The 23,948-nt window shown below is 69.5% G+C and carries 24 protein-coding genes; 17 read left to right on the plus strand and 7 right to left on the minus strand.

Translation table 11 applies throughout. The features are described from left to right. Positions 1-65 precede the first annotated feature (65 nt). Positions 66-1,505: an MFS transporter gene (locus NNI01S_RS25545; protein ID WP_245676367.1), complete on the plus strand. Its 1,440-nt coding sequence runs from the start codon at positions 66-68 to the stop codon at positions 1,503-1,505. Positions 1,506-1,547: 42 nt separating this feature from the next. Here NNI01S_RS25545 and NNI01S_RS25550 read toward each other — a convergent pair whose 3' ends face one another. After that, positions 1,548-2,684 (minus strand): lipase family protein, encoded by a 1,137-nt coding sequence (locus tag NNI01S_RS25550; protein WP_157114966.1) that lies wholly within the window; start codon positions 2,682-2,684, stop codon positions 1,548-1,550. Positions 2,685-2,800: 116 nt separating this feature from the next. Here NNI01S_RS25550 and NNI01S_RS25555 point away from each other — a divergent pair, with 116 nt between their 5' ends. From NNI01S_RS25555 to NNI01S_RS25575, 5 genes are all read left to right on the plus strand, one after another. After that, the gene (locus NNI01S_RS25555) at positions 2,801-3,430 is read left to right on the plus strand and encodes a TetR/AcrR family transcriptional regulator (RefSeq protein ID WP_063022688.1); all 630 of its coding nucleotides are present in this window, start codon (positions 2,801-2,803) and stop codon (positions 3,428-3,430) included. Between the two features lie 73 nt (positions 3,431-3,503). Then, positions 3,504-4,208: an endonuclease/exonuclease/phosphatase family protein gene (locus NNI01S_RS25560; RefSeq protein ID WP_245676368.1), complete on the plus strand. Its 705-nt coding sequence runs from the start codon at positions 3,504-3,506 to the stop codon at positions 4,206-4,208. Between the two features lie 209 nt (positions 4,209-4,417). Next, positions 4,418-4,945: a hypothetical protein gene (locus tag NNI01S_RS25565; RefSeq protein WP_063022690.1), complete on the plus strand. Its 528-nt coding sequence runs from the start codon at positions 4,418-4,420 to the stop codon at positions 4,943-4,945. 363 nt (positions 4,946-5,308) lie between these two features. Beyond that, complete coding sequence (locus NNI01S_RS25570; protein WP_063022691.1) at positions 5,309-5,881, plus strand: copper chaperone PCu(A)C; 573 nt, start codon at positions 5,309-5,311, stop codon at positions 5,879-5,881. Continuing rightward, the gene (locus NNI01S_RS25575; RefSeq protein ID WP_063022692.1) at positions 5,874-7,082 is read left to right on the plus strand and encodes a Dyp-type peroxidase; all 1,209 of its coding nucleotides are present in this window, start codon (positions 5,874-5,876) and stop codon (positions 7,080-7,082) included. Before NNI01S_RS25570 ends, NNI01S_RS25575 begins: the two co-directional genes overlap by 8 nt. A 31-nt stretch (positions 7,083-7,113) precedes the next feature. Here NNI01S_RS25575 and NNI01S_RS25580 read toward each other — a convergent pair whose 3' ends face one another. After that, positions 7,114-7,413, minus strand: a complete 300-nt coding sequence (locus tag NNI01S_RS25580) for a hypothetical protein (protein WP_245676376.1) — start codon at positions 7,411-7,413, stop codon at positions 7,114-7,116. A 250-nt stretch (positions 7,414-7,663) separates the two neighbouring features. Beyond that, positions 7,664-8,245 carry a TetR/AcrR family transcriptional regulator gene (locus NNI01S_RS25585; protein WP_063022694.1) on the minus strand — a complete coding sequence of 194 codons (582 nt, stop codon included), beginning with the start codon at positions 8,243-8,245 and terminating at the stop codon, positions 7,664-7,666. 39 nt (positions 8,246-8,284) lie between these two features. On the opposite strand from NNI01S_RS25585, the gene NNI01S_RS33855 reads away from it, so the two are divergent. Further along, a complete protein-coding gene (locus NNI01S_RS33855; RefSeq protein WP_084489308.1) occupies positions 8,285-8,641 on the plus strand; it encodes a zinc-binding dehydrogenase in 357 nt (118 codons plus the stop codon). A gap of 218 nt (positions 8,642-8,859) precedes the next feature. Here NNI01S_RS33855 and NNI01S_RS25595 read toward each other — a convergent pair whose 3' ends face one another. Next, a complete protein-coding gene (locus NNI01S_RS25595; RefSeq protein WP_157114967.1) occupies positions 8,860-9,357 on the minus strand; it encodes a hypothetical protein in 498 nt (165 codons plus the stop codon). A 425-nt stretch (positions 9,358-9,782) separates the two neighbouring features. Here NNI01S_RS25595 and NNI01S_RS25600 point away from each other — a divergent pair, with 425 nt between their 5' ends. The 3 genes from NNI01S_RS25600 (at position 9,783) to NNI01S_RS25610 (ending at position 13,242) form a co-directional block, all read left to right on the plus strand. Further along, positions 9,783-11,474, plus strand: a complete 1,692-nt coding sequence (locus NNI01S_RS25600; protein WP_245676369.1) for a hypothetical protein — start codon at positions 9,783-9,785, stop codon at positions 11,472-11,474. A gap of 103 nt (positions 11,475-11,577) precedes the next feature. Continuing rightward, positions 11,578-12,381, plus strand: a complete 804-nt coding sequence (locus tag NNI01S_RS25605) for a helix-turn-helix domain-containing protein (RefSeq protein ID WP_245676370.1) — start codon at positions 11,578-11,580, stop codon at positions 12,379-12,381. A 27-nt stretch (positions 12,382-12,408) separates the two neighbouring features. Further along, on the plus strand, positions 12,409-13,242 hold the full coding sequence (locus tag NNI01S_RS25610; RefSeq protein ID WP_063022698.1) for a dienelactone hydrolase family protein: 834 nt from the start codon (positions 12,409-12,411) through the stop codon (positions 13,240-13,242). 86 nt (positions 13,243-13,328) lie between these two features. Here the strand turns inward: NNI01S_RS25610 and NNI01S_RS25615 are convergent, their stop codons facing one another. Next, positions 13,329-14,267, minus strand: coding sequence for an SDR family NAD(P)-dependent oxidoreductase (locus tag NNI01S_RS25615; RefSeq protein WP_063022699.1), 939 nt, complete (start codon positions 14,265-14,267; stop codon positions 13,329-13,331). Positions 14,268-14,357: 90 nt separating this feature from the next. Here NNI01S_RS25615 and NNI01S_RS25620 point away from each other — a divergent pair, with 90 nt between their 5' ends. From NNI01S_RS25620 to helR, 6 genes are all read left to right on the plus strand, one after another. Further along, entirely contained in the window at positions 14,358-14,924 is a 567-nt protein-coding gene (locus NNI01S_RS25620; RefSeq protein WP_063022700.1) for a TetR/AcrR family transcriptional regulator, read from the plus strand. A 585-nt stretch (positions 14,925-15,509) separates the two neighbouring features. Continuing rightward, the gene (locus tag NNI01S_RS25625; protein WP_063022701.1) at positions 15,510-16,154 is read left to right on the plus strand and encodes an ABC transporter permease; all 645 of its coding nucleotides are present in this window, start codon (positions 15,510-15,512) and stop codon (positions 16,152-16,154) included. Beyond that, positions 16,151-17,434 carry an ABC transporter ATP-binding protein gene (locus NNI01S_RS25630; RefSeq protein WP_063022702.1) on the plus strand — a complete coding sequence of 428 codons (1,284 nt, stop codon included), beginning with the start codon at positions 16,151-16,153 and terminating at the stop codon, positions 17,432-17,434. The genes NNI01S_RS25625 and NNI01S_RS25630 overlap by 4 nt, the downstream gene beginning before the upstream one ends. Further along, on the plus strand, positions 17,431-18,168 hold the full coding sequence (locus NNI01S_RS25635) for an ABC transporter permease (RefSeq protein WP_157114968.1): 738 nt from the start codon (positions 17,431-17,433) through the stop codon (positions 18,166-18,168). The genes NNI01S_RS25630 and NNI01S_RS25635 overlap by 4 nt, the downstream gene beginning before the upstream one ends. After that, entirely contained in the window at positions 18,165-19,151 is a 987-nt protein-coding gene (locus NNI01S_RS25640) for a glycine betaine ABC transporter substrate-binding protein (RefSeq protein WP_063022703.1), read from the plus strand. The genes NNI01S_RS25635 and NNI01S_RS25640 overlap by 4 nt, the downstream gene beginning before the upstream one ends. A 199-nt stretch (positions 19,152-19,350) precedes the next feature. Next, positions 19,351-21,552, plus strand: coding sequence for an RNA polymerase recycling motor ATPase HelR (helR, locus tag NNI01S_RS25645; protein WP_063022704.1), 2,202 nt, complete (start codon positions 19,351-19,353; stop codon positions 21,550-21,552). A 43-nt stretch (positions 21,553-21,595) separates the two neighbouring features. Here the strand turns inward: helR and NNI01S_RS25650 are convergent, their stop codons facing one another. Then, positions 21,596-21,931 carry a cupin domain-containing protein gene (locus tag NNI01S_RS25650; protein WP_063022860.1) on the minus strand — a complete coding sequence of 112 codons (336 nt, stop codon included), beginning with the start codon at positions 21,929-21,931 and terminating at the stop codon, positions 21,596-21,598. A gap of 71 nt (positions 21,932-22,002) precedes the next feature. Between NNI01S_RS25650 and NNI01S_RS25655 the strand changes: the two genes are divergently transcribed. Next, positions 22,003-22,938 carry a GlxA family transcriptional regulator gene (locus NNI01S_RS25655; protein WP_063022705.1) on the plus strand — a complete coding sequence of 312 codons (936 nt, stop codon included), beginning with the start codon at positions 22,003-22,005 and terminating at the stop codon, positions 22,936-22,938. Between the two features lie 245 nt (positions 22,939-23,183). Here the strand turns inward: NNI01S_RS25655 and NNI01S_RS25660 are convergent, their stop codons facing one another. After that, positions 23,184-23,771 carry an LppA family lipoprotein gene (locus NNI01S_RS25660; RefSeq protein WP_063022706.1) on the minus strand — a complete coding sequence of 196 codons (588 nt, stop codon included), beginning with the start codon at positions 23,769-23,771 and terminating at the stop codon, positions 23,184-23,186. Positions 23,772-23,948: the final 177 nt, after the last annotated feature.

Consider the following 23,948-nt stretch of genomic DNA (forward strand, 5'->3'; position numbering starts at 1 on the left):
AACTCTTGTGCATCATGCAATTCATATGTACTGTGCACAAGCACTGGCGAGAGAGGGAGATCCGCGTGACAGCACCATCGGCAGCTCGGTCCGAGGGCATCGTCGGGGTACTCGCGGCGGCGGGCATCGTCGCCGCACTGATGCAAACCCTGGTGGTGCCGCTGATCGGGGACCTGCCCCGGCTTCTGGACACCACCGCGTCCAACGCCTCCTGGGTGATCACGGCGACGCTGCTCGCCGGCGCGGTGGCCACGCCGATCACCGGCCGCCTCGGCGACCTCTACGGCAAACGCCGGATGCTGCTCGCGTGCACCGTTCCGCTCATCGGCGGATCACTGGTCTGCGCGCTGGCGAGCTCGGTCGTGCCGATGATCGCGGGCCGCGGCCTGCAGGGCATCGGCATGGGCGTGGTACCGCTCGGCATCAGCGCGTTGCGGGACGTCCTGCCCGCCGAGCGGCTCGGCACATCCATCGCGGTGATGAGCGCGTCGATGGGAATCGGTGGCGCGCTGGGGCTTCCGCTGGCCGCGGCGGTCGCCGAGAACGCCAGCTGGCGGGTGTTGTTCTGCGGCTCGGCGGTGCTGAGCGCGGGCGTGGCCACACTGATCTGGCTGCTGGTGCCCGCCATCCCGGCCCGCGGCGGAGGCGGCTTCGACGCGCTCGGCGCCCTCGGTCTCGGCACCGCGCTGGTGTGCCTGTTGCTCGCGGTGTCCAAGGGCGCCGACTGGGGCTGGACGAGCGGCACCGTCCTCGGTTTGTTCGCGACCGCGGTCCTGGTCCTGCTGGTCTGGGGCTGGTGGGAACTGCGAACCGCGGATCCGCTGGTCGACCTGCGGGTGACCGCGCGCAGGCAGGTGCTGTTGACCAACGCCGCCTCGATCGTGGTCGGGTTCGGCATGTACGCGCAGTCCTTGATCGTGCCGCAGTTGCTGCAGTTGCCGGTGGCCACCGGATACGGTCTCGGCCAGTCCATGCTGGCGATGGGATTGTGGATGGCCCCCGCCGGGCTGGTGATGATGGCGGTCTCCCCGCTGGGCGCCCGGCTCTCGACCGCACGCGGACCGAAGGTCACGCTCATCGTGGGCAGCTTGGTGATCGCCCTCGGCTACGGATCGTCGACCTTGCTGATGGAGTCGACCTGGGGCCTGCTCGTCGTGACCTCCGTGTGCAGCGGTGGCGTCGGGCTCGCCTACGGCTCGATGCCCGCACTCATCATGAGCGCGGTGCCGCTGTCGGAGACCGCCTCGGCCAATAGTTTCAACACCCTGATGCGCTCGATCGGCACCACGGTCTCGGCCGCGGTCGTCGGCGTCGTCCTCGCGCAGATGAGCACGAGCCTCGGGGGGCACACCATCCCCACCGAGGCCGGCTTCCGCACCGGATTGCTGATCGGTTGCGGCGTCTCGGTACTCGCCGCGCTCGTCGCGCTGGCGATTCCGGTCCGCAAGCTCACCGCGCCGCCGGCCGACAGCGCCGAACTCGAGCCCGCGGCCGTGCGCGCCTGAGCACCCGGCCGCGCCGGGCGGCGACCCCGGCCCGGCTTCGGGTCAGGAGAACACTCGCGCGACGAACGGCATGCTGTCGGCCAGCGAAGCGGCCATGGTGGCGCTGTGATCCTTGCCCGGATACACGTGCACCTCGGGCCGGACGCCCCGCAATTCCAGATCGGTGATCAGCTTCGCGGTCAGCGGAGCGGGGACGTCGGTGTCGTTCGTGCCCTGCCCGATGAACAGCGGCCGGTCGTATCCCGTGAGCGGAACGTCCATGACCGGGCGGGCGGTGGCGCCGAAGTCACCGTCGGCCAGCGGACGGGAGAACAACTGCCCGGCCGAGATGCCCTCCGCGCGATCGGCCAGCGGCTGGAAGCACAGCGACTCAGCGGCAGTCGCCAATTGCCTGCCTGCGGGGCTGAGATAGCTGTCCAGGTCGAAGTCGGGGCGCGCCGCCTTCAACCCGTTCATCACATACGCGATATAGGCGGTGAGGTGCGCGTTGCCGATGGGCGGCACGCCGGGCCCGAGGAACGAGGCGGCCTCCACGATGTTGGAGGCCGGGCCGGTGGCGACCGCTCCGCGATAGTCGAGTTCGGGCGCGTACCGCGTGGCCAGTGACGCGGTGAACACCGCGGCGCCACCGCCTTGCGACTGCCCGATCGCCACCCATCTCGACGACAGCGAAGCATCGACCGCGCGGGCCGCGCGCACCATGTCGATCGCGGCGTGCGCCTCGGCGCGCCCGTCCAGATACGCGTGCGCGCCGGGTGTGCCCAGACCGATGTAGTCGGTCGCGACAACGGCGTATCCCTGACGCAACCAGGTCGCCAGATAGTCCAGGTCGCGTTTGCTGCGGCCCGCGGTCGACGGCGCGCAGTCGTCGGCGAGGCCGACCGTGCCGTGCTCCCAGGACAGAACCGGCCAGCCACCGCTGGGCGGCGTGCCCGCGGGTACGAACACGGCTCCGCTGGACAGTGCGGGGTGGTCGTCGGAGGTCCGGGACCAGTACGTGAGGCGGCGGGCCGCGCCCGTGCCCTCGATCCAGAGCTGTTCGGGCAGTGCCTCGTCGGTGGCGACCGTGCCCGGCGCCGCGCCCGCCGCGACGGGGTCGGCCACCGCCGAACCCATCGGCGGCCCCGCGAAAAGCACTGCTGCCATGGCCACGGTTATTCCTGCGCGTCGCACCGACATGGGCGCCACCTCTCGGCTCTCTACTTGGTGTCTCGATGAGACACTGTAACCGGCTTTCGGCTAAAGTGTCACTTTGAGACATCAATGACGGGATATCGCGCAGAGAGACGGCGGGCATGACGGGTGTGAACGGTCCGCGCGAACGCGAAAAGGCGCGGGTGCGACGGGAATTGGTGGAGGCAGCCCTGCGGCTGTTCGAATCGCACGGGTTCGAGCAGACCACCGTGCAGCAGATCGCCGACGCTGTCCAGGTCTCCCGGCGCACCTTCCACCGGCACTTTCCGTCGAAGCTCGCGGTGGTCTTCAGCCACGAGGAAGATCTGATGGCCCAACTGCTCGCCTCCGTCGACCGGCGGCCCGCGAGCGAATCGGTGCTGACCGCGCTGCGCGCGGCACTGCGCGACTTCTTGCTCGACGAGCAGGACGCCCCGTCCCGCGCACGCCAGGCCGACACCGCGCGCAGAGCCAGGCAGCTACTGGTCGACAACCCGGAATTACGCCGGGAGAACTTCATCGGGGCCCTGGGGCGCCAGCGCGCGATGGCACTGAACTTCGCCGCCCGCGCCGGGCTGCCCGGCGATGATCTACGGCCGCAGCTCACCGCCGCCGCCTGTTTCGCGGCCTTCGGCGTCGGCCTCGACCACTGGATGCTGGGTGCGGACCATTCGATCGCGGCCCTGCACCACATCCTCGATCGCGCGGTGGCCGCTCTCCAGCAGGGCATCGACATCCAGCGCGCCGACTGAGCGCACCGATATCGGCGCAGCCCGCACCGCAACCTGTTTCACCCGGTCGCATACCATCGCGAAGGTGATCACGGTGGCCACTTGGAACGTTCTGCATCGCGTCCACGCCGAGAACTGGTACGAGGACGTCGCCACCCGGTGGCCGGACGAGGGGGCGCGGATCGCCGCGGTCACCGCGCGGGTGGCCGAACGCACCGAGCGGATCATCGCGTTACAGGAGGTCAGCGGCGATCAGTTGGCCAGCCTGCGCATGGCCCTGCCGGACCGGACATTCCACGCGATGCGGTACCAGCGACTGCCGACCCCGCGGCGCATGCCCAGTTCCCTGCTCGACGGCGGCGAGTACCTCGTCGTGCTCACGGCCGAGCCGAGCCGGGAAGTCACCGCCGAATCCTTCACCGCCGACCGCGGCAAAGGCGCGCTCGTCGTCGACGCGGGCGGACTGACGGTGATCGCCACCCATGTGACCGGCGACCGGCGGCGCGCCGATCAACTCGCCCGCCTGGCCGAACTGGCCGCCGGCGCACCGGAAACCGCCACTGTCCTGCTGGGGGATTTCAACACCGACCGCACTTCCGTCGCCACCGGGTTGGGCGACGACTTCGTGGTCGCCGAATGCGCCGCCGACGCGCTGCCCACCCGCCCCCGGGCCTCGGGCGCGAAGTCGCAGCACATCGACCACGTGGTCGTGCACGGCGCGACCGTGACGGCGGCATCGGTCGACGACGTCGGCGGCGTATCCGATCACAATCTCGTCCACGCGGGCGTCACGGCGTGAGCTTTCGTCGGAGCCATCCGGCGTCCGGGATCGTCGACTTCGGGTTCCGGGGCCTGCGGCCGGTGCATGCCGCCGCCGTGAAGCATTGCAGGGCGCGATGATTCGGCAGCCTATCCGTGGCCGGGCATTCCGAACCGCGGCCGACGGAAATGCCCTCGATGCGCCGAACCGGCGCTCGACGCCGCTACGACAGACGGTAGTATGGGCCGGTGCATAGTCCGACGGTGATGGCGGCGCGGGTGCGCGGCGCGTTCGTCGGATCCGCGGCCGGTGCGGTGAGCATCGCCGCGCACGCATTCGGCGGTGGCGCGCTGTCGCCCGGCGCCGCGCCGATCGCCCTCCTGATCTCCGCGTGCGCGGCGGTCGGCGTGCTGGTCGGGACGCGACCCCACCGGCACGGAGCCGGCCGGATCATGGCCACGCTGGCGGTCGGCCAAGCCTTCGCGCACGTCGCCTCGTCGTTGTCGGCCGCTCATCAGCACGATGTGGGCGCAACCCCGGCGATGCTGGGCACGCATCTGGCGGCCGTTCCACTCGGCGCGCTGCTCATCCGGGCCGCCGAACAGGCTGTGCTGCGCGCGGTTTCCGACGTGCACCACACGGTGCGGGTCCTCGGCGAGGGGCCCAACGCGCCGGCCCGGATCGGCTCGCCCACCTTCGGTCGAGCGTTCCCCCAGCCTCGGCGCACGCTGCTCAGTTCGGGCTCCGGCTTGCGCGGCCCCCCGCCTCCGCGCTGACCTCTTCCTCGCGTCGGCCAGCATCGCCTTCCGGCGCTCGACGATCCGACCACCGCTGCCCCGGGATCCGATCCACCGGCCCCTGCGGCACGGAGTCGGCGTAGCGGCATCGACTGCCACCGAACACCGGTGGCACGGCACAGCGCCGAAGCATCGGCTTCGCCGTACGCCGGAGTGCGCTTCATTCGCGCGACGCCGCTTCGATCACCGTTGCCGACCTGTCACGTCGGACCTGACGCGCCGCTCGACAGCGCTCGGTTGACAGACCGCCACCGGTCCACCGGCGGATCGGTCGATGCCGCGATTCGCCCGATGCCTTCGCCGGCGCGCACCACCCCAACCGCACGAACTTCCGGAGTTTCCATGCCTGCCATTACCTTTCTTCCGCCGCGCGCCGCTCGCTTCCTGCGAGGCGCGATGGCCGCCGCGGCGGTCCCCCTCCTTCTGACGGCGTGCTCGTCCGCCGACAAGACGGACACTGTCACCTCGGCCGAGGCCGTGACCATTGCCGACCAGTGGGTCAAGGCCGCCGACAGCGGGATGTCGGCGGCGTTCGGCGATCTGATCAACAGCGGCGACACACCGCGCACCATCGTCTCGGCCACGAGTCCCGCCTCCGCCCGGATCGAGCTGCACGAGGTGGTCGCCGACGCGAACGGCGCGAAGGCGATGCGGCCCAAGCGCGGCGGCTTCGTCATCCCCGCGCACGGCCGCACCCGCTTGCGGCCCGGCGGCGACCACATCATGTTCATGGACCTGCGCGGACCGCTGCGCACCGGATCGGAGACGTCGGTCACGCTGACCTTCGAGGACGGCTCCACCACAACCTTCAGCGCCCAGGTGCGTGACTTCTCCGGCAACCAGGAGAATTACGTGCCCGATCACGCGGGCGGCGAACCCCACGCCGGCGCGCAGACCCCCGCGCACGGTGGCTGAGCGGAACGAATCGCGTCCCGCACGGATCAACCGGCGGCGTCTGCTCGGCGGCGGCGCCGCCGCAGCCGGCGTCGCCGGGATCGGGATCGGCGCGACCGCCCGCACTGCCCGGCGGCAACCCGATCCGTCGCCCTGGGACGCGACGGTGCCGTTCTACGGACCGCATCAAGCCGGAATAGATACCGTTCCGCAAACGCACGCGGCGTTCGTCGCCTTCGATCTGAAGCCGGGTGCCGGGCGCGAGGACCTCGTCGGGCTGCTGAGGATATGGACCGGCGACGCCGCCCGGCTCACCCAGGGCCGGCCCGCCCTCGCGGATACCGAACCCGAGCTCGCGCAACGTCCCTCACGGCTCACCGTGACGGTGGGTTTCGGACCCGCGGTGTTCGCCGTGGGCGGTCTCGAGCACCGCAGGCCGTCCTGGCTGCGGCCGCTGCCCCCGTTCGCCGTCGACCGGCTCGAACCCGTCTGGACCGGAGGCGATCTGCTCCTGCAGGTGTGCGCCGACGAGGCGACCACCGTGTCGCACGCGGTGCGTGTGCTGTCCCGGAGCGTGTCCTCGCTGGTCGCCGTGCGCTGGGTGCAGCGCGGATTCCGGGATGCCGCGCCGGGAAGGACGCCGCGCAACTTGATGGGCCAGGTCGACGGCACGGTGAACCTCGCACCCGGCACGCCGGAGTTCACCCGTCTGGTGTGGGACGACGGCGCGGCCCAGCCCTGGCTGAACGGCGGTACCTCCTGCGTGCTGCGGCGGATCGCCATGACGCTGGACACCTGGGACCAGATCGACCGAGAAGAAAGGGAACTCACCATCGGCCGTACCATCGCCGACGGCGCGCCGCTGACCGGAACCGACGAGTTCGACGAGCCGGATTTCACGGCCGTCGACAAGAACGGTATCCCCGTCATTCCCCCGTCGTCGCACATCGCTCGCGCTCATCACGCGCACGAGAACGAGCGTTTCCTGCGTCGCGGCTACAACTACGACGACGCGCCCACGCACGGGGTCTCCAACTCGGGTCTGCTCTTCGCCGCCTACCAGCGCGACGTGGACACCCAGTTCCTGCCGGTGCAGCGCCGGCTGGCGGAGTTCGACGCGCTCAATGTGTGGACGACGCCGATCGGTTCCGCGGTGTTCGCGATCCCGCCCGGTGTCGCGTCACCGGGCGGCTATCTGGGGCAATCGCTGTTCGAAGCGTGAGACGTGTCCGGCGTGCCGGGCGCCGGACACCTCACAGAACGGCGACGAAGACGTTGACGATCGCCAGCCCTCCCGCCGCGTCGGTCAGCCACGGCACCGGCTTGCCGCGCTTCTCGTCCGCATGCCCGATCTCGGCGAACGCGGCCACCGCGATCGCCACGACCAGCTTCACGCCGATCTTGCCCATGTTCGGATCCCTGCCCAGCGCATCGATCGACTCGGCCATCCCCACCAGGATCAACCCCGTGACCACCTGCAATCGGGCGCCCCAGACCATGACCTCCGAGACCCGAGGCCGCCCCGCCGCGTAGCCACCCACCACGGCGGCCATACCGAGCAGATGCACGACGACTACGACGTTGTAGGCCAGCTCCGACACATTCACGTTCCAACTCCCCATCCTTCGGGGGTGACAGTCGTTGTCGTGCCCCGAAATATCCGGACACGCCACTGTCGCACACCTCGCTCGCGATGGCCGGCGTGGCTGCCTGCCGGGAGCCCGGCAGCCGCCGGATGACGAATGCTGTTGTGCTGTGGGTTGCCTCGCTCGATAGGCAACACGTGCGAACCCAGCCGCGGGCTCAGCGCAGGATCGTCGAGGTCACCCTGCTGGCGTCGCGCAGGCGGGTGCCGGTGCCGGGGACGCGTTCGAGGACCCGGAGTCCCTGGATGAAGACCAGCAGGAAACGGGCGATAGCGCGCGGTTCCGCGTCGGGGGCCAATTCGTCCTGCGCTCGCGCGCGCGTCAAGGCCGCGGCCAATGCGGTTTCCATACGAGCCCAACTGGACTCCACCAGCCGCCCGACGGTGGCGTCACGGGCGGCGAGTTCGACGGCGGCGTTGGACACCATGCAGCCCATGAACCGATCCGGCGCGCAGGCTTCGTCGGTGAAACGGTCGACGAGCGCTCTGATCGCGGGCAGCGCCGGGCCGGGCCGGGACAGGTCGGCGGTGATCTGGGCATCGGCGGCTTCCAGATAGCGCTGTAGCGCCTTGGTGAACAACTCGTGCTTGCTGCCGAAGGTGGCGTAGATACTGGCCCGGGCGATGCCGAGATGTTCGGTCAGATCCGCCATCGAGGTCGACTCGTAGCCGCGTTCCCAGAACAACTGCAGCGCGCGGTCCAACGCCACGTCCGGGTCGAACTCTTTGGTCCGCGACATGATCCGGAATACTAAGCCGATTTCGACCGAACGGTCAAAATATGTTGCTGGGGTTCTTCGGTTCCCTCGACAACGTGTAAACCACCCGCCTCCGCGACAGCGGAACTTCTGCCGCCCGGAGGATTACTGATCCTCAACAGCATCGGCGACGCCCGGGGTCTTTTCGGAAGTCTGCCCAGAATCGCGCGAGCGAAGACGATGCGACGGCGCTCGATCGATGTCCGCTCCCTCACCTGCCTGCCCGACCAGGACCGCCTCGCTGAGCTCGCCGCGCTCCTGGCATCCGGCGAGGTCGAGGTGATCATCGAAAAGAGTTACCCGCTCGGCGAGGCCGCCGCGGCGGTCACCCACATGCTCGGTCACCACGCCAGGGGCGAGATCGCCATCACCCACTGAACGGCCTCGGAAACACTCGTCGGGAGCCGCGACAGCACCGCACCGAGCGACAACGTCCTCGATGACGTTCGCACCGAGGTGGGCGAGTCCTGACGCTACCGGGGTCCGCGGTCGCTGCCAGTGTTCGGCCTCGGCACTCGACCGCGCGGCGAAGCCGTAGGCCGTTGCCCTACCGGCATTGCCGCAAGACCTGGCGGCCGCGCGGTCGAGTTCGACGATCAGCTGATCTCGACCTGCGCACCATCGGTGAAACTGTGCCCCTCGGCGGTACAGGCCACTCCTGCGCCCCTGGGGAGTCCTCCGATGCAGGTGACGCCCGCGTAGCTGATTCGGGTGCCCTGATACACCTTGCCCTCGGGACGCGGGACATCGGTGATCCACCGGCTACCCGGACGGCCGTGTGCGCCGCTCAGTCCGAAGGTCGGATGGGCGGGCAGGAACGGGACGTCGATCGCGATGTCGGAGATGGGGACGATGCCCCACAGCGTATGACCGGGTGAAAGGTCGCAGCCCACATCGCCATTGGGGTGGATCGCGCAATTGGACGCCCCGAGCCATCCGGAGAAGTACACCGTGTCACCGACCATGAAGTCCGCCGGGTCGGCTTCGATCAGGTTGGGATTGTTCAGATCCGGCGCCGCGGCCGCCACTGTCGTCCCGGTCAGGGTGACCGCGACGGCGGCGAAGACCGCGCCCATACAGGTACGTGTGTTCATGGATCACGACCCTACGACGAACGGCAACCCTTGCCGGGCAAGTCCCTCACCGGCGAGCCCACGTCGCCCTCGCTGCTCACACCGTGGGGGGTGGACCAGGTGCGGCCAATTCCCCGGCCGACGTCGACCCTTCGAAATCGACCGGGGCGAAGGGCAGCGGAAAGGCGCGCTGATCCACTATCGCGATATGTTGTGCCACAGGAGGGACCGTTCCGGAGTTGGGATATCTCGTAAGCAATTCCGCGGACGTTGACAGCCGGTAGGGCTCACCATAGGTTTCATCGCGCCGATGCCGAATGTGTCGGCGATGCAGCTTGCTCCGCTGCTGTGACGAGAGGTCGTCGATGTCGACACAATCGTTGGCGGGCCACGGTCGGTTCGCGAGACACCGTGATGATGTCCCCCGTTTCCTGCGATCCGCCCTGGTGACAACCGCGCTGGTAGTCGCGGCCGCGGCGCCGAGCGCCACCGCGCAGACGATCGGAGCGGAGCGCACCGAGAGCGCGGTGGTTTCCTCGTCGCGGGTCGCTTCGGTGACCGAATCCGTGGTGAGTCTGCGTATTCCGTTGCCGGACTCCGTCGGGCCGCATCCGGCGGCGTGTGATCGACTGTCGTACCTGCGTTACCGGGATGGCGCGGGGCCCGCGCGCTCGGCGGACGCCGACGCGATTCTGGTGGCGCAGCCCGGGATATTCGAAGGGGCGGGCGCGTTCGACAGTGTCGCGCGTAATACCGTCGCCGCGGCGGCGCGGCAGGGCCGCCACCTCGAGTTCTGGGCCTTGGATCGCCGCTCCAACTGTCTGGAGGACCATCTCGGCAGGCGAGCCGGATCAGCGGCGCACGACGTGCATCTCGCCGTCGACTACTACTACCGCGGCGCGGATGTCGACGGCAGGCGGTTCGGCGGCGTGGTGCCGAACGATCAGCTCGGATGGCTCGGTCGTATCGGTGTCGCGCAAACGGTGCAGGACCAGTTCGATCTGCTCGCCGCCGAACTGCCGGATCCGGCGCTGCGGAAGCGAAAGACGCTGTGCGGCGGCCATTCCCTGGGCGGCGTCCTCACCGCGTTCTTCGCCGAATGGGATTTCGGCGGCGCCGCCGGAGCCGACCAGTGCGCCGGCTATTTCGCCCTCGACTCCTCGATCGACGCCTCGCTGTCCGCGCTCAACGGCATCCCCGACATCATCGACCTCTCTCTCGGTGGCATCGGCTCGGCGGCGGTCGAGGCCGCGCTGGACGAAGGGGCGCTTCCCCGGGTGCTGGCCCTGCCCGCGATCATCAACCCGGAGACGATGAATCTGCTCGGAATCGCTGGACTGGCGGCCTATCTGGCGCCCGACGCCGAGTCCGACCTGGCGCGGTACGTACCAAGCAGCCTCAACCAGGAAGTCACCTACCGCGTCCTGCTGTCTCGCGATGCCGCGACCGCCGCGACCGGTTCGCCGTCGGTGCGTGACTTCCGGATCACCAATGCCGCCGCGCTCGGAGCGTTCCTCGACGCCAACTCCCAGCCGCTGGCGCTGCTGCAAGCCGGATTCGGCTTCTTCGGCGGCGGGCCCGTGGCGGAGAAGGACTTCCCGCTGCCCGGCGATGTCGCGGAGTTTCCGGCGCTGCGCGGGCTCACCGGCATGTTGTCCGGTCCTGATCGCAAAGCGATTCCCGCTCAGCCGAACGGCCCGCTCTACACCTGGCGCGACTACGACGAACCGGCCGCGACCGCCGCAACCGACCGCGACGGCGCCCCGTTCACCGACGCCAAGCACGAGGTCACCGATATCGCGGACCTCTCGCGCAGCCTGGCCACGCAACCGCTGGACTTCACCGAATGGTATTTCCCGATGCGGCTCGCGGCCGACGTGTTCCAGTCGCAGGCACCCGCACTCGCGCGTCACCGCACCCACCCCGGCGGTATCCTCGCCAATCCGACCATCAACCTCATCGGCGGCGCCGGAGTCGTCGTCGCGACCGGGTGGCGAAGCCACGGCGAGACCGTGACCGCCCCCGGCTATCACCACCTCGACGTGCTCACCGCCGCGGCCGCGCAACCGGATGGGCGGCCGGAGATCGTCTCCACCAATCTGGCCCGCTTCGCCCTCGACCGTGTCGGCGGGCCCTGATCGCAGACGCCGGGACGGTCGATCTGGGCGGGTGGGAGCGACCGAGCTCGACCGGAATCGGGCTGCCGGATGGGAATTCCGACGTCCGTCCGGCATCGCGCCCGTGGGAGCCGTCGAGATGCTCGGTTTCCATGATCGTGGTGGCCTCGGGCTGGATCTCCGCGTTACCGGGATACCGGCGATCACGATGGTGATCGAGTTCGGCGAGAACGACCTGATCGTCGACAGTTGCGCCGGCCGCCGGACTCTTCCCGGCTTCGTCTCGGGGTTCTCCCGAGGAACGATGCGTATTCGCGGTGCGCGGGTCGAGTGCATCGAGGTGCGTCTGTCGCCGGTACAGGCGTACTCGCTGTTGCCGGTAGGCCCGGCCGATCTGGGCGGCGCGATCGTCGGCCTGGAGGATCTCTGGGGACGCCGCGCCCGGTGGCTGCGTGAGCGACTCGCGCACGCCACCACCTGGGAGGAGCGCTTCGCGCTGACGGGTTCGTTCCTGGCCCGATGCGCGGAGCCGGCGCGCACGCCGGACCCGGAAGTGGTCGCAGGCTGGGATCACATCGTCGCGAGCCGAGGACAGGCCATGGTCGGCGAGCTCGCCGAATCATGCGGATGGAGCCGTAAGCGACTGTGGGCGAGATTCGAGTCCCAGATCGGTCTGACGCCCAAGCGCGCCGCCATGCTGGTCCGGTTCCGGCATGCCGTGGAAGGGCTGGTGGCGGGCCTTCCTGCCGCCGACGTCGCGGCGGCGTGCGGCTACACCGACCAGTCCCACCTGTGCCGGGACGTATCGAGCTTCGCGCAGGTCACGCCGGGCACGCTGGCGGCGGAGCCGAGCACCGCCGTCTCGAAGCACCGCTACGAGGCCTGGGGAACATTCTTCCAATACGGGGCGAGGGCGACCGGTCGATAGTAAGGGCCCGATCCGAGGAGGCCACACATGACCGACGACAATCTGGTTGATTTCCAGCGCGATACGTTCACGTACGAAGGCAAGACGCGCACCATATTTCGCCGGGGCTCCGGGCCCGCCGTAATCGTCATGGCGGAATTCCCCGGCATCTCGCCGGAGGTGTTCGACTTCGCGCGGCGCGTCGCCGCCACCGGCTGTACCGCGGTGGTCCCGCACCTCTCCGGCAATCCAGGCCGCGATCCCAGTCCCGCCGCGCACGGACTGGCCGCAGCCGTGGCGAACGTCGCGGGTCAATTCGGGCCGATCTGCATCAGCCGGGAGTTCGTGGTGCTCGCCTGCGGCCGCACGTCGCCGGTGGTGCACTGGTTGCGGGCGCTGGCCGAACACGAGCACCAGCGGTGCGGCGGACCGGGAGTCGGCGCCGTCGGGATGTGCTTCACCGGCGGATTCGCCTTGGCGATGGCGGTCGACGACCGATTGCTCGCCCCCGTGCTCTCGCAGCCAGGGCTACCGCTGGCGTTCACCTCCCGGCAGAAGTGCTCCATCGACGTCTCTCCGGCCGACCTGGACCGCATCAAGCAACGTTGCGCGGACGGACTGACGGTGATGGGTCTGCGATTCCGTGGTGATCGGCGCTCACCCGCCGAACGATTCGAGTTCCTGCGCGCGCAGTTCGGCGACGCGTTCATCGCGATCGAACTCGACGACGCCGACGCGAACCCGGATGCCGTGCTGAGCCCGCATTCGGTGCTGACCGAGCACCTCATCGACGAACCGGGTCAGCCGACCCACGCCGCCCTGCACCGCGTGCTGGACTTCCTGCGCAGCCGCCTCGCCGTGGGCTCGCCGACCGATCGGTGACCGTGCCCGCTCTCAGCGCCCCACCGGGAGGGACGGCGTTCGCCCGCTTCCGGCGTCGGGCCGGGCGCTGAGAGCGAGAGGTGGCTTCACGCAGTCAGCATCTCGCTCGACACCAGCCACAGCCGGGCGGCGGCTTCGGGGTCGAGGGCGTAGTCGGCGACTCCGTTGCGGGCGCTGAGCACGCCGACCTCGGCTTCGCCGCAGTCCTCGAAGTAGCGTCCCCCGACACCATCGAGCAAGGGCGACGCCGCGACCAGAACAGAGGTCGCCGCGCCTTGCTGCGGCGTCTTCCACATCATCCGCGTCCCGCCCGCGGCTGCGCGCAGCCGCTCTAGTTCGTCGTCGGAGACGTGACGCTGCAGATTGGTGCGGATACCGCCGGGCATCACCGCGTTGACGGTGACGCCGTCGCCGGCCCAGCGCCGGGACGCCTCCACCGCGAACAGGACGTTGGCCGTCTTCGACTGACCGTACGCCGACCACGGATCGTAGGGCCTGCGCTCGAAGTGAATGTCGTCGAAGACGACCGGCGACCGATGATGCGCACTGGAACTGACCGACACGACCCGCGCTCCGCCCGCCGCGGCCAGCGCCCGGTGCAGGCCGGTGGTCAGCGCGAAGTGACCGAGGTGGTTGGTGGCGAACTGCATCTCCCAGCCCTGCGGCGTGCGCATCAGCGGCGACGCCATCACACCCGCGTTGTTGATCAGCATGTGCAGCGGCCCGTCCCAGTCACCGGCGAACGCCGCGACGGACGCTCGTTCGGCGAGATCGAGCGCGGCGACCCGCACCCGTTCGTTCCCGGTGGTCGCGATGATGTCCGCGGCGGTGCGTTCCCCGGCCGCGAGGTCGCGCACGGCGAGGGTCACCTCGGCTCCGGCGCCGGCCAGTGCCCGTGCTGTCTCGATGCCGATGCCGGACGCTCCGCCGGTGACGACGGCGCGCCGCCCGGCGAGATCGATACCCGCGAGCACCTGCGCGGCGGTCGATTCCGCGGTGAACGGGGTGGTGATGCGGTCGGACATGACATGTCCCCTCTCGGTAGACTCGAACCGGAGGATGCTCCGGTACCGACCACAACCGGAGGCCTCTCCGTTTTGTTCCCGGGAGGACTGATGACCACCGCACGCCCCTTGCGCGCCGATGCCCGCCGCAACCGAGACCGGCTGCTCGAGGTCGCCGTGCGCGCGTTCTCCCACGACGGATCGGAGGTCACGCTCGAGGCCATCGCCAGAGAAGCGGGCGTCGGTATCGGCACGCTCTACCGCCACTTCCCCACCCGCGAAGCGCTCGTCGACGCCGCCTACCGCAGCGAACTCACCCGGCTGTGCGACTCCGTCGACGACCTCCTGGCCACCGAGCCCCCGGAGCACGCGTTGCGCACATGGATGGACCGTTTCGTCGAGTACATGACCACCAAACGCGGGATGGGCGACGCCCTGCGCGCACTGATCGCCTCCGGCGGCGACCCGTTCTCCGAAAGTCGCGACCGGCTGACCGCCGCCGTCACCACGCTGCTGCGGGCCGGAGCCGAAGCCGGAACGCTGCGGTCGGACGTCGCGCCCGACGACGTACTCGTCGGCCTCAGCGGCGTATCGCTCGCCACCGAGACCCCGGAACGCCGAGACCAGGCCGGTCGCCTGCTCGACCTGTTCGTCGACGGGTTGCGCCCCCGACCCTGAGTTCGCCCGGCAATCCGTCGCTCGGCAAGCGTTCCGCAGAGCATCGACCGCATCGCGCACGCCGCCGCATCCACGACGTCGCGGTGGGTGCCATGCCTTCCGAAAGCGGCCGGGCAGGAAACCGCATTGCCCCGCACCGTACCCGCTCGCCAGGCGCCCATGCGGCGACCGGCCACCGTGGATTCGGGATCCGGTCACGCGCTCGCGGCCGTCCTGCCGTCGACCGGTGCGGGATTTTCTGAGGAGGCCGGACGGCATGGCGTATTTCGATCCGGCTGACCGTAATACTGGTCGTGCCGGTGCGGGCGTGGTTTCCTTCGAGCCGATCGTCAGGTTCGAGCGAAAGGCACCGGTATGTCCGTCGATCACCCATCCGACACCGAGACAAACGACCGTGGCGCAGACGCCTTGTCTTCTTGCCGGTGACGGCCGGGGAACAGCGCCGGCACGGCGATCCGGCGATCGGCCCACCGCGCGCCATCGGGGACCGAACGCGCGGCTTCGATTACTCTTTGACGGCTCGCACGCCCGGGCGACTCTGCGCGGACAGGCACCGACCGGTCTTCGGCTGACAAGGGGAATCCCGTGAATTTGTGGAGCTACGTCCGTGGGCGGGGAGATGTTCTGGCGTTCCTCACGTATCAGCATGCCTCCCTGGCATTCCAGACCGTTCTGGTGGGGACCGTCGTCGCCGTCCTCATCGCGGTGGCGGTTTATCGGCTGCCCCTGCTGTCGGCGCTCTCCCTGACCTCCAGCCGGGTCGCGCTGACGATTCCTTCGCTGGCGCTGCTGGCGATCCTGCTGGTTCCGTTCGGGCTCGGCGTGGTCCCGTCGTTCGTGATGCTGGCGTTCTTCGCGGCGCTGCCGGTGGTCGGCAACGCGATCGTGGGTCTGCGGGCGGTGCCCGCCTCGGTGGTCGAATCCGCGCGCGGGATCGGATTTTCGCGATGGCGCATTCTGCTGACCGTCGAATTGCCGATCGCCTGGCCGGTGATCCTCACGGGCATCAGGGTGTCCACCCAGATGATCGTGGGCGTCGCCGCCATCGTCGCCTATGTCCTCGGCCCCGGCCTCGGGTCGCTGATCTTCAACGGCCTGTCCCGTCTCGGTGGCGCGAACGCCCTGGAGATGGCTCTGACCGGCACCATTCTCATCGTCATCATCGCGCTGGTGTTCGACGCGCTCCTCGTCCTGCTCGGACGCCTCACGATCGCAAAGGGACTGTCATGACCGACGATGTGACCAGCCACTCGGTTCCGGCGGTCCCGGAGCGCAACGTCACCGGCGCCGCCATCAAGCTGGACTCGGTCGTCAAGCGTTACAGGGGCCAGGACACACCGGCGGTGCGCCGCCTCGACCTCGAGATCGAGGCGGGCGACATCGTCGCGTTCGTCGGCCCGTCCGGGTGCGGCAAGACGACCACACTCAAGATGATCAACCGGCTGATCGAGCCGACCGAGGGCCGGATCTTCATCGGGGGCCGCGACGTCACCCGCGAGGATCCCGACAAGCTGCGGCAATCGATCGGGTATGTCATCCAGTCCGGGGGCCTGTTCCCGCACTGGACGGTCGCCAAGAACGTCGGCGCCATCCCGCGGGTGCTCGGATGGGACAAGAAGCGGATCGCCGAACGCACCGAGTATCTGCTCGATCTGGTCGGTCTCGACCCGGGCACCTTCGCCGACCGGCTGCCCAAGGACATGTCCGGCGGCCAGCAGCAGCGAGTCGGTGTGGCGCGGGCGCTCGCGGCGGACCCGCCGGTTCTGCTCATGGACGAGCCGTTCGGCGCGGTGGACCCCATCACCCGGGTTCGCCTGCAGGACAGCCTGATCGCGATCCAGCACGAACTCGGGAAGACCATCGTGATCGTCACCCACGACTTCGAGGAGGCGACCAAACTCGGCGACAAGGTGCTCATCCTGTCCGAAGGAGGTCACGTCGAGCAGTACGCGACCCCGCAGGAGATCCTCACCGACCCGGCCACGCCGTTCGTCGAGGAGTTCGTCGGGTCCGGCGCGAAGCTGGCGTATCTGACCGTGTCGCGGGTGCGCGACGTCGCCTACGACGAGGTGATCACCGCCCGGATCGGCGAGCCCGCGCGGGGAGTGCTCGAGCGCGCGAAGGCCGCCGGGCACACCTGGGTCGTCGTCGTCGACGAGGCCGGGCGCCCGCGGTCATGGCCCTCCCTGGCAGAGGTGGCGACCAAACCGGAGGTCTCCGATTACCTCGATCGCCGGCTGCCCGTCGTGGCGCGCTCCTCGACCCTCAACGACGCGCTCGACGCCATGCTCGCCACCAGCCAGGGCGCGGCGCTCGTCACCGACGGCCGGGGCGCGGTGCTGGGCTCGCTGAGCATCGGCACGGTCACCGACGTCATCCGCGACAAGCTCGCCGAAGGGCGCGCCGACGAAGAGGAACCCTCCTACACGACCTACGTCGAAGGCAGCGACCCGACGCCGACCCCCGTGGTCGCCGCCGACGAGGAACCCGGATCGGCCGAGCAGTCATGAGCCGCCTGCGCCGCGTTCCGATCGATGTGTGGTTCGAGCCGATCATCATCCTCGTCATCGGCGCCGGATACGTCCTCTGGTATCGGTCGACGACGTTCACCGCCACCGAGAAGGCGTCCCTCGGGTGGGACAACCTGCAGACCACGATCCTCCAGCACGTCAAGCTGACCGTGGTGGCCACCGTGCTCGTCGTCGTCGTGGCGATTCCGCTGGGCATCGCGCTGACCCGCCCGGCGTTGAAACGGCTCGAGCCGATCGCCGTAAACATCGCCAATGTCGGTCAGGCCGCGCCCGCGGTCGGCCTGCTCGTCTTGTTCACCTTCTGGCTGGGCACCGGATTCCGCACGGCCGTAGTCGGTCTCGTCGTGTACGCGGTTCTGCCGATTCTGCAGAACACGATCGTCGGCCTGCGGCAGGTCGATCAGCGCACCATCGAGGCGTCGCGCGGCATCGGCTATTCGGCCGCACGCACGCTGGCGCAGGTCGAGCTGCCGCTCGCGGTGCCGGTGATCCTCAACGGTGTGCGGACCGCGCTGGTGATCCTGGTCGGCACCGCGACGCTGAGCACGTTCATCGGCGCGACCAGCCTCGGCACCCTGATCACGACCGGCGTCACCCTCTTCCTGCCCAAACTGCTCGTCTCCGGTGCGATCCTGGTCGGGCTCCTGGCGTTGCTGATCGACTGGCTCGGCAGACTCGTCGAACTGGCCGCGACCCCGCGAGGTATCTCATGAGATCGCCCCGAACCCGGCTGGTCACGCTGGTTTGCGCCTTGGTCGTCGCGGCGGCGACGCTCGCCGGCTGCGGGCTGGTGAGTTCGTCGGGAACCTTTCACGACGCGCGCCTGCCGGACGGCGCGCGGCCCCTGGACGGCGCGAAGCTGATCGTCACCTCGAAGAGCTTCACCGAGGGTGTGCTGCTCGGCAAGATCACCGCGACCTACCTGGCCGCGGCCGGCGCGAACGTCACCGACCTGACCGGGGCGCCCGGGTCGGCGTCGTCGCGGCAGGCCCAGCTCAACGGCGACGCCGATGTGCTCTGGGAATACACGGGCACCGGCTGGGTCAATTACCACAACCAGACCGAGACCATTTCCGACCCGAAGGAACTCTGGCAGCGCGTCCACGACATCGAAAAGCGCGACCACGATTTGGAGTGGCTGCCGCCTGCCAATTTCAACGACACCTACGCATTCGGCGCGTCCACACCGACCGCCGAACGCCTGCGGGTTCGGTCGCTGTCGGATGTCGCGGCGCTCCCGGTCCCCGATCGGACCTTCTGCGTCGACGACGAATTCTTCAGCCGATCCGATGGTTTCATTCCGATGCTGCAGAAATACGGGATCCCCTACAACGATCCGAACGGTGTTCCCTCCGGCAATGTCACGCGGATGGACGCGGGAGTCGTCTACACGGCCACGGCCAAGAGCGCCCCGTGCAATTTCGGCATGATCTACACCACCGATGGCCGGGTCAAGAATCTCGACCTGGTCGTCCTCGACGACGACAAGAAGTTCTTCCTGCCCTACAGCGGCACGGCGGTCGTGCGCGCGGCGGTCCTCGACCGCTACCCCCAGCTGCGAACCCTGCTCGGCACGATCTCCGAACACCTCACCGACGAGCTGATGCAGGAGCTCAACGGCCGCGTCGACATCGACGGCGAGGACCCCGCCGACGTCGCCTACGACTGGTTGAAGAGCGAGAAGCTGATCGAGTAGCGCCGAGCCGCGGACCCGAGTCGAGGTCGCCACCGAAACCCGTTCCTGATCCCCTCCACCTACAACCTATAGCGCACCCGGGGGCTTGCGGCAAGACCCGGGTCGTGCCGCAGAATCGCTGGCTGCGGCGCTGTTACTCGATCGATCGAGCCGGCAACAGCGCCCACGCGGATCGTCGAGCCAGGAAAAGGAGGGGCCTGTGTCAACTCAGGAGTACGAGAACGAATTACGGTCCGAGCGGGACTACGTGGCCGGGCTCTACACGCGACTCGACGCCGAGCGCACGCGGGTGAAGGGCCGCTACACCGCGGCGTTGCGGGATAGCGGCGGGACGCCGATGGAACGGGACGCCGAGGTACGTGCACTGGCCAAGGAGGCGAAGCGGCTGGACGTGGCGGACAACGGACTGTGTTTCGGCCGGTTGGACACCGTTTCGGGGGAGCATTCCTACATCGGCCGGATCGGCATTTTCGACGAGGACGACGAGTACGAACCGCTGCTGCTCGATTGGCGTGCGCCGGCGGCGCGTGCGTTCTACGTCGCGACCGCCGCCAGTCCGGAGAACATGCGCCGGCGCCGCCAGTTCCATACGCGCGGGCGGCACATCGTCGATTTCACCGACGAGGTCCTCGGCCGTCCCGGCGGGAGCGAGCGCGGGGACGCGGCGCTGCTCGCGGCGGTCGACGCGCCGCGCGGCGCGGGCATGCGCGACATCGTCGCGACGATCCAGGCCGAACAGGACGAGATCATCCGGCTCGATCACCCCGGAGTGCTGGTGATCGAGGGCGGCCCCGGCACCGGCAAGACAGTGGTGGCGCTGCATCGCGTCGCGTACCTGCTCTACACCCAGCGGGAGCGGATGGAGCGCAACGGTGTGCTCGTGATCGGTCCCAATCCGGCGTTTCTCGACCACATCGGCCGCGTTCTCCCGTCACTGGGCGAGACGAACGTCGTGTTCATGACCACCGGCGACTTGGTGCCCGGTCTGCACGTCAGCGCGGAGGACACCCCGGACGCCGCCCGGCTCAAGGGCTCGCGCAAGATCCTGGACGTACTCACGGCAGCGATCGCCGATCGGCAGCGACTGCCGGAACACCCGCTGTCGATCGAGCTGACGGACGTCACGGTGCGCATCGACGCCGAGACCGCCGAGTGGGCCAGAGACGAGGCGCGCTCGAGCGGGTTGCCGCACAACGAAGCCCGCGCGGTGTTCGGTGACATCGTCACCTGGGTGCTCACCGAACGGGCGATCGCCCGCATCGGCCGGGGCTGGCTGACCCGGGAGGACCGCGAAGCGTGGGAGAACGTGCGATCGGATCTGACCGCGGAACTCGCGGACAACGACCGGTTCACCGCGGCGCTCGACGAGCTGTGGCCGATCCTGACGCCGGAAGGACTTTTGGCGGAGCTCTACATGTCCCCGGCGAGGCTGGCGGCCGCAGGCGCCGACCGGGCGCTGTGGCGCGCCGCGGGCGATGCCTGGACGGTGTCGGACGTGCCGCTGCTCGACGAATTGGTCGACCTGCTCGGCCGCGAGAGGAAAGACGACGACGCGGCCGAGCGGGAGCAGACGGCCCAGGCCGAGTACGCGGCAGGCGTGCTGGACATCCTGGTCAGCCGCGAGGACATGATGGACGACGAGGATCACCTGTTCGCCCATGACCTGCTCTACGCGGAGGATCTGGCGGATCGCTTCCTCGAACGCGACACCCGTGAACTCGCCGAACGGGCTGCGGCGGACCGGGATTGGACCTACCGGCATGTGGTGGTCGACGAGGCGCAGGAACTGTCCGAGATGGATTGGCGGGTGCTGATGCGGCGCTGTCCCGGGCGATCCTTCACGGTGGTCGGCGACCTCGCGCAACGCCGGTCGGTCGCCGGAGCGACGTCGTGGGCGACGATGCTCGAGCCGTACGTGCCCGGCCGGTGGGTGTACCGGTCGCTGTCGGTGAACTACCGCACTCCGGCGGAGATCATGACCGTCGCCGCCACGCTGCTCGCCGAGTTCGCGCCGGGGGTGCAGCCACCGGACTCCGTTCGCGCGTGTGGGGTTCAGCCGTGGTCGAAGCGGGTCACCGAGACCGAAGTGTCCGCCGCGATCGAGGAATTCGTCCGTGACGAGGCCGGTCGCGAAGGCACCAGCATCGTGATCGGTCCACCGGGGGTGCCGGGCACGGTGGCGGCGTCGGAGACGAAGGGCCTGGAGTACGACGCCGTCCTGGTCGTGCATCCGGAACGGATTCTCGCCGACGGACCACGCGGCGCGGCCGAGCTCTATGTCGCGCTCACCCGCGCGACGCAACGCCTCGGCGTCCTGCACCAGGGCCCGCTGCCGCGGGCCCTGGCCGGCCTCGGCGAAACCGGGACACCCGCTCGGGTCGAAAGCCGCGGGAGGGCATGAGGATTCGACCAGCTACCTGCGGACGGCTTGCACCGCGGCGTTCCTATCCTTCCGGATAGAAGACGAACAGCGTGCAGCCGGTCGTGGTCCCTGGCACGTGCCACGACCCGGCCGGGGCGTGCAGGAACGTTCCGGCCGGGTAGTCGCGGGCGCCGTCGTTGAACGTGCCCGCCACCACGTAGACCTCCTCCGGGCCGGGCTCGTGGACGTCGCGGCGCGGCCACGACGTACCCGGGTCCATCTCCAGCACGTTGGCCTGCGCCCCGGCCGGGCCGGTCCACAGGGGACGCAGCCGGATACCGGGGAAGAGTTCGCGGACGGGGGATTCCTGGACGGAGGCGGAGGTGTAGCCCTCCTGGGCGAGGATCTCGGGACGCATGCCTCCCACGGTGCCGCGCGCGGCGCGGAAGAGGAAGTGTCCGATCAGACATCGAAGGGTACTTTTGTGCCATGCATCGCGTGGTGGCTCTGGTGCGGCCGGTGCAGTCGACATTCGAGCTGGGCTGCGCCGCAGAGGTCTTCGGCACAAACCGGACCGGGGTGCCGCAGTACTACGAATTCGAGGTGTGCACGGAGACGCCCGGCCCGGTGCCGACGACGGCCGGATACGCACTGTCGGTGTCGCGGGGACTGTCGGCGCTCGCGTCCGCCGACACCGTGCTGATCCCGGGCTGGGCGCCGGTGGAGGCGCCGCTGTCCGCCCGCGTGCGCCGAGCCCTGCTGCGAGCACACGCGCGTGGGGCACGGCTGGTCACCATCTGCTCGGGTGTCTTCGCGCTGGCACGCACGGGCTTACTGGACGGACGCTCGGCGACGACGCACTGGGCGCGCGCCGCGCAACTCGAGCGGGAGTTCCCCCGGGTGCGCGTGGAGCCGGACGTGCTCTACGTGGACCACGGCGACGTCGCCACGAGCGCTGGGGCGGGCGCGGGTATCGACCTGTGCCTGCACCTGGTCCGGCGGGACCACGGGGCAGCACACGCGGCGCTGATCGCACGTCACATGGTGATGCCACCGCACCGCGAGGGCGGCCAGGCGCAGTACGCGCCGCCCCCGCCGCCCACGGACGCGCTCGACGGAGTGCTCGAATGGGCCGGCGCGCGCCTCGGGACGCCGTTGTCGGTGCGCGATCTGGCCGCGCATCTCAACGTCTCGCCCCGCACGCTGGCCCGGCGCTTCGCCGATCAGCTCGGCACGAGCCCGGGTGCGTGGCTGCTGTCACGGCGGGTGGCCGAGGCGCGCACCCTGTTGGAGGAGACCGACCTGCCGGTGGAGGCGATCGCGGCACGCGTCGGCCTGGCCTCGGCGGTCAACCTCCGCCGCCGCTTCCGCACCCAGGTGGGCACCACTCCGGGCGCCTACCGGCGGGCGTTCCGGGGCCCGTGATTCTGCGGTGCGCTGCCGCGTCGATATCTTCCCGAGCAGGTCGCCTGCCGACAACATTGCGACGGACGCGTAACCGGCCGGTCGCTCACCGAAGTTTCGACGCGGACCCGCCCTCGATCCCGCACGATCACTGCGGGCGCGGGACCGACCCCGCTCGGATCAGCGACCCGCCATGCGGTCTTCCCTGGGTCCACGGCGAAAATCCGACGGTTCTCGCGCGATGCCCCGCTCTGGTCGCGAAACGCTCAGCCGCCCGGCCGCTCACTCGCGGGCAGGCGGCAGCCCACGGTCGCGGTGATGGTCATCGACCGGGCGTCGGCGAACACCGACAGCTCGGTGTTGCTGTCCCATTCCGCCGCATCCGAGCCCGCGAAGCCGACGTGCCGGTCCGGCGACGACGCAGCGGCGGGCAGCATGTCCGTCGCGCCGACGGCCGCGGCCAGGGCGCGGGCCGTCTCCTGGAAACCGGGCCATGCTTCCTGCGGCAGCGACCCCTCGGCCCGGTGGCGCGGGAGGACGACACGCCTGCCCCCGGTGTGCTCGTACGGCCCGTAACAGGGCCCCAGCGCACGATCCTCGCTCCGGCTCCACCGTAATCCCGGTTCGATCGCCGACGCGGCGGCCGCGATCCGCTCGGCCACCGACGCCACTTGCTGCTCGGCCACCTCGGACGACGGCAACCCGGCCAATACGGTTGCGGCAGCGGTGATCTCCTCGGCCGACGGCGGAGGGGCGGGTTCACCGAGGAGGGTCGCGCATCCGCCCGTCGAAACCGCCACAGCGAGCGCGGCGGAGCAGCACAGGGCGGCGCGCGGCCATCGCGGAACGGTCATCGGCGCCTCCCACTCTCCCGCGGCCGCACGATGCGAGCTCGTCTCCGGCGCAATCCTATTCGCCGGGCAAGGCCCGGATCGCGACGCGTGGCCTGTGCGCACGGACACGACCGGCGCGATGCGGCGACGAGCAGCAACGCAACATTGACACGATGAAACAATCTTTCTACTCTTGTT

Source organism: Nocardia niwae NBRC 108934 = DSM 45340, from assembly GCF_001613465.1.
Taxonomy (GTDB): Bacteria; Actinomycetota; Actinomycetes; order Mycobacteriales; family Mycobacteriaceae; genus Nocardia; species Nocardia niwae.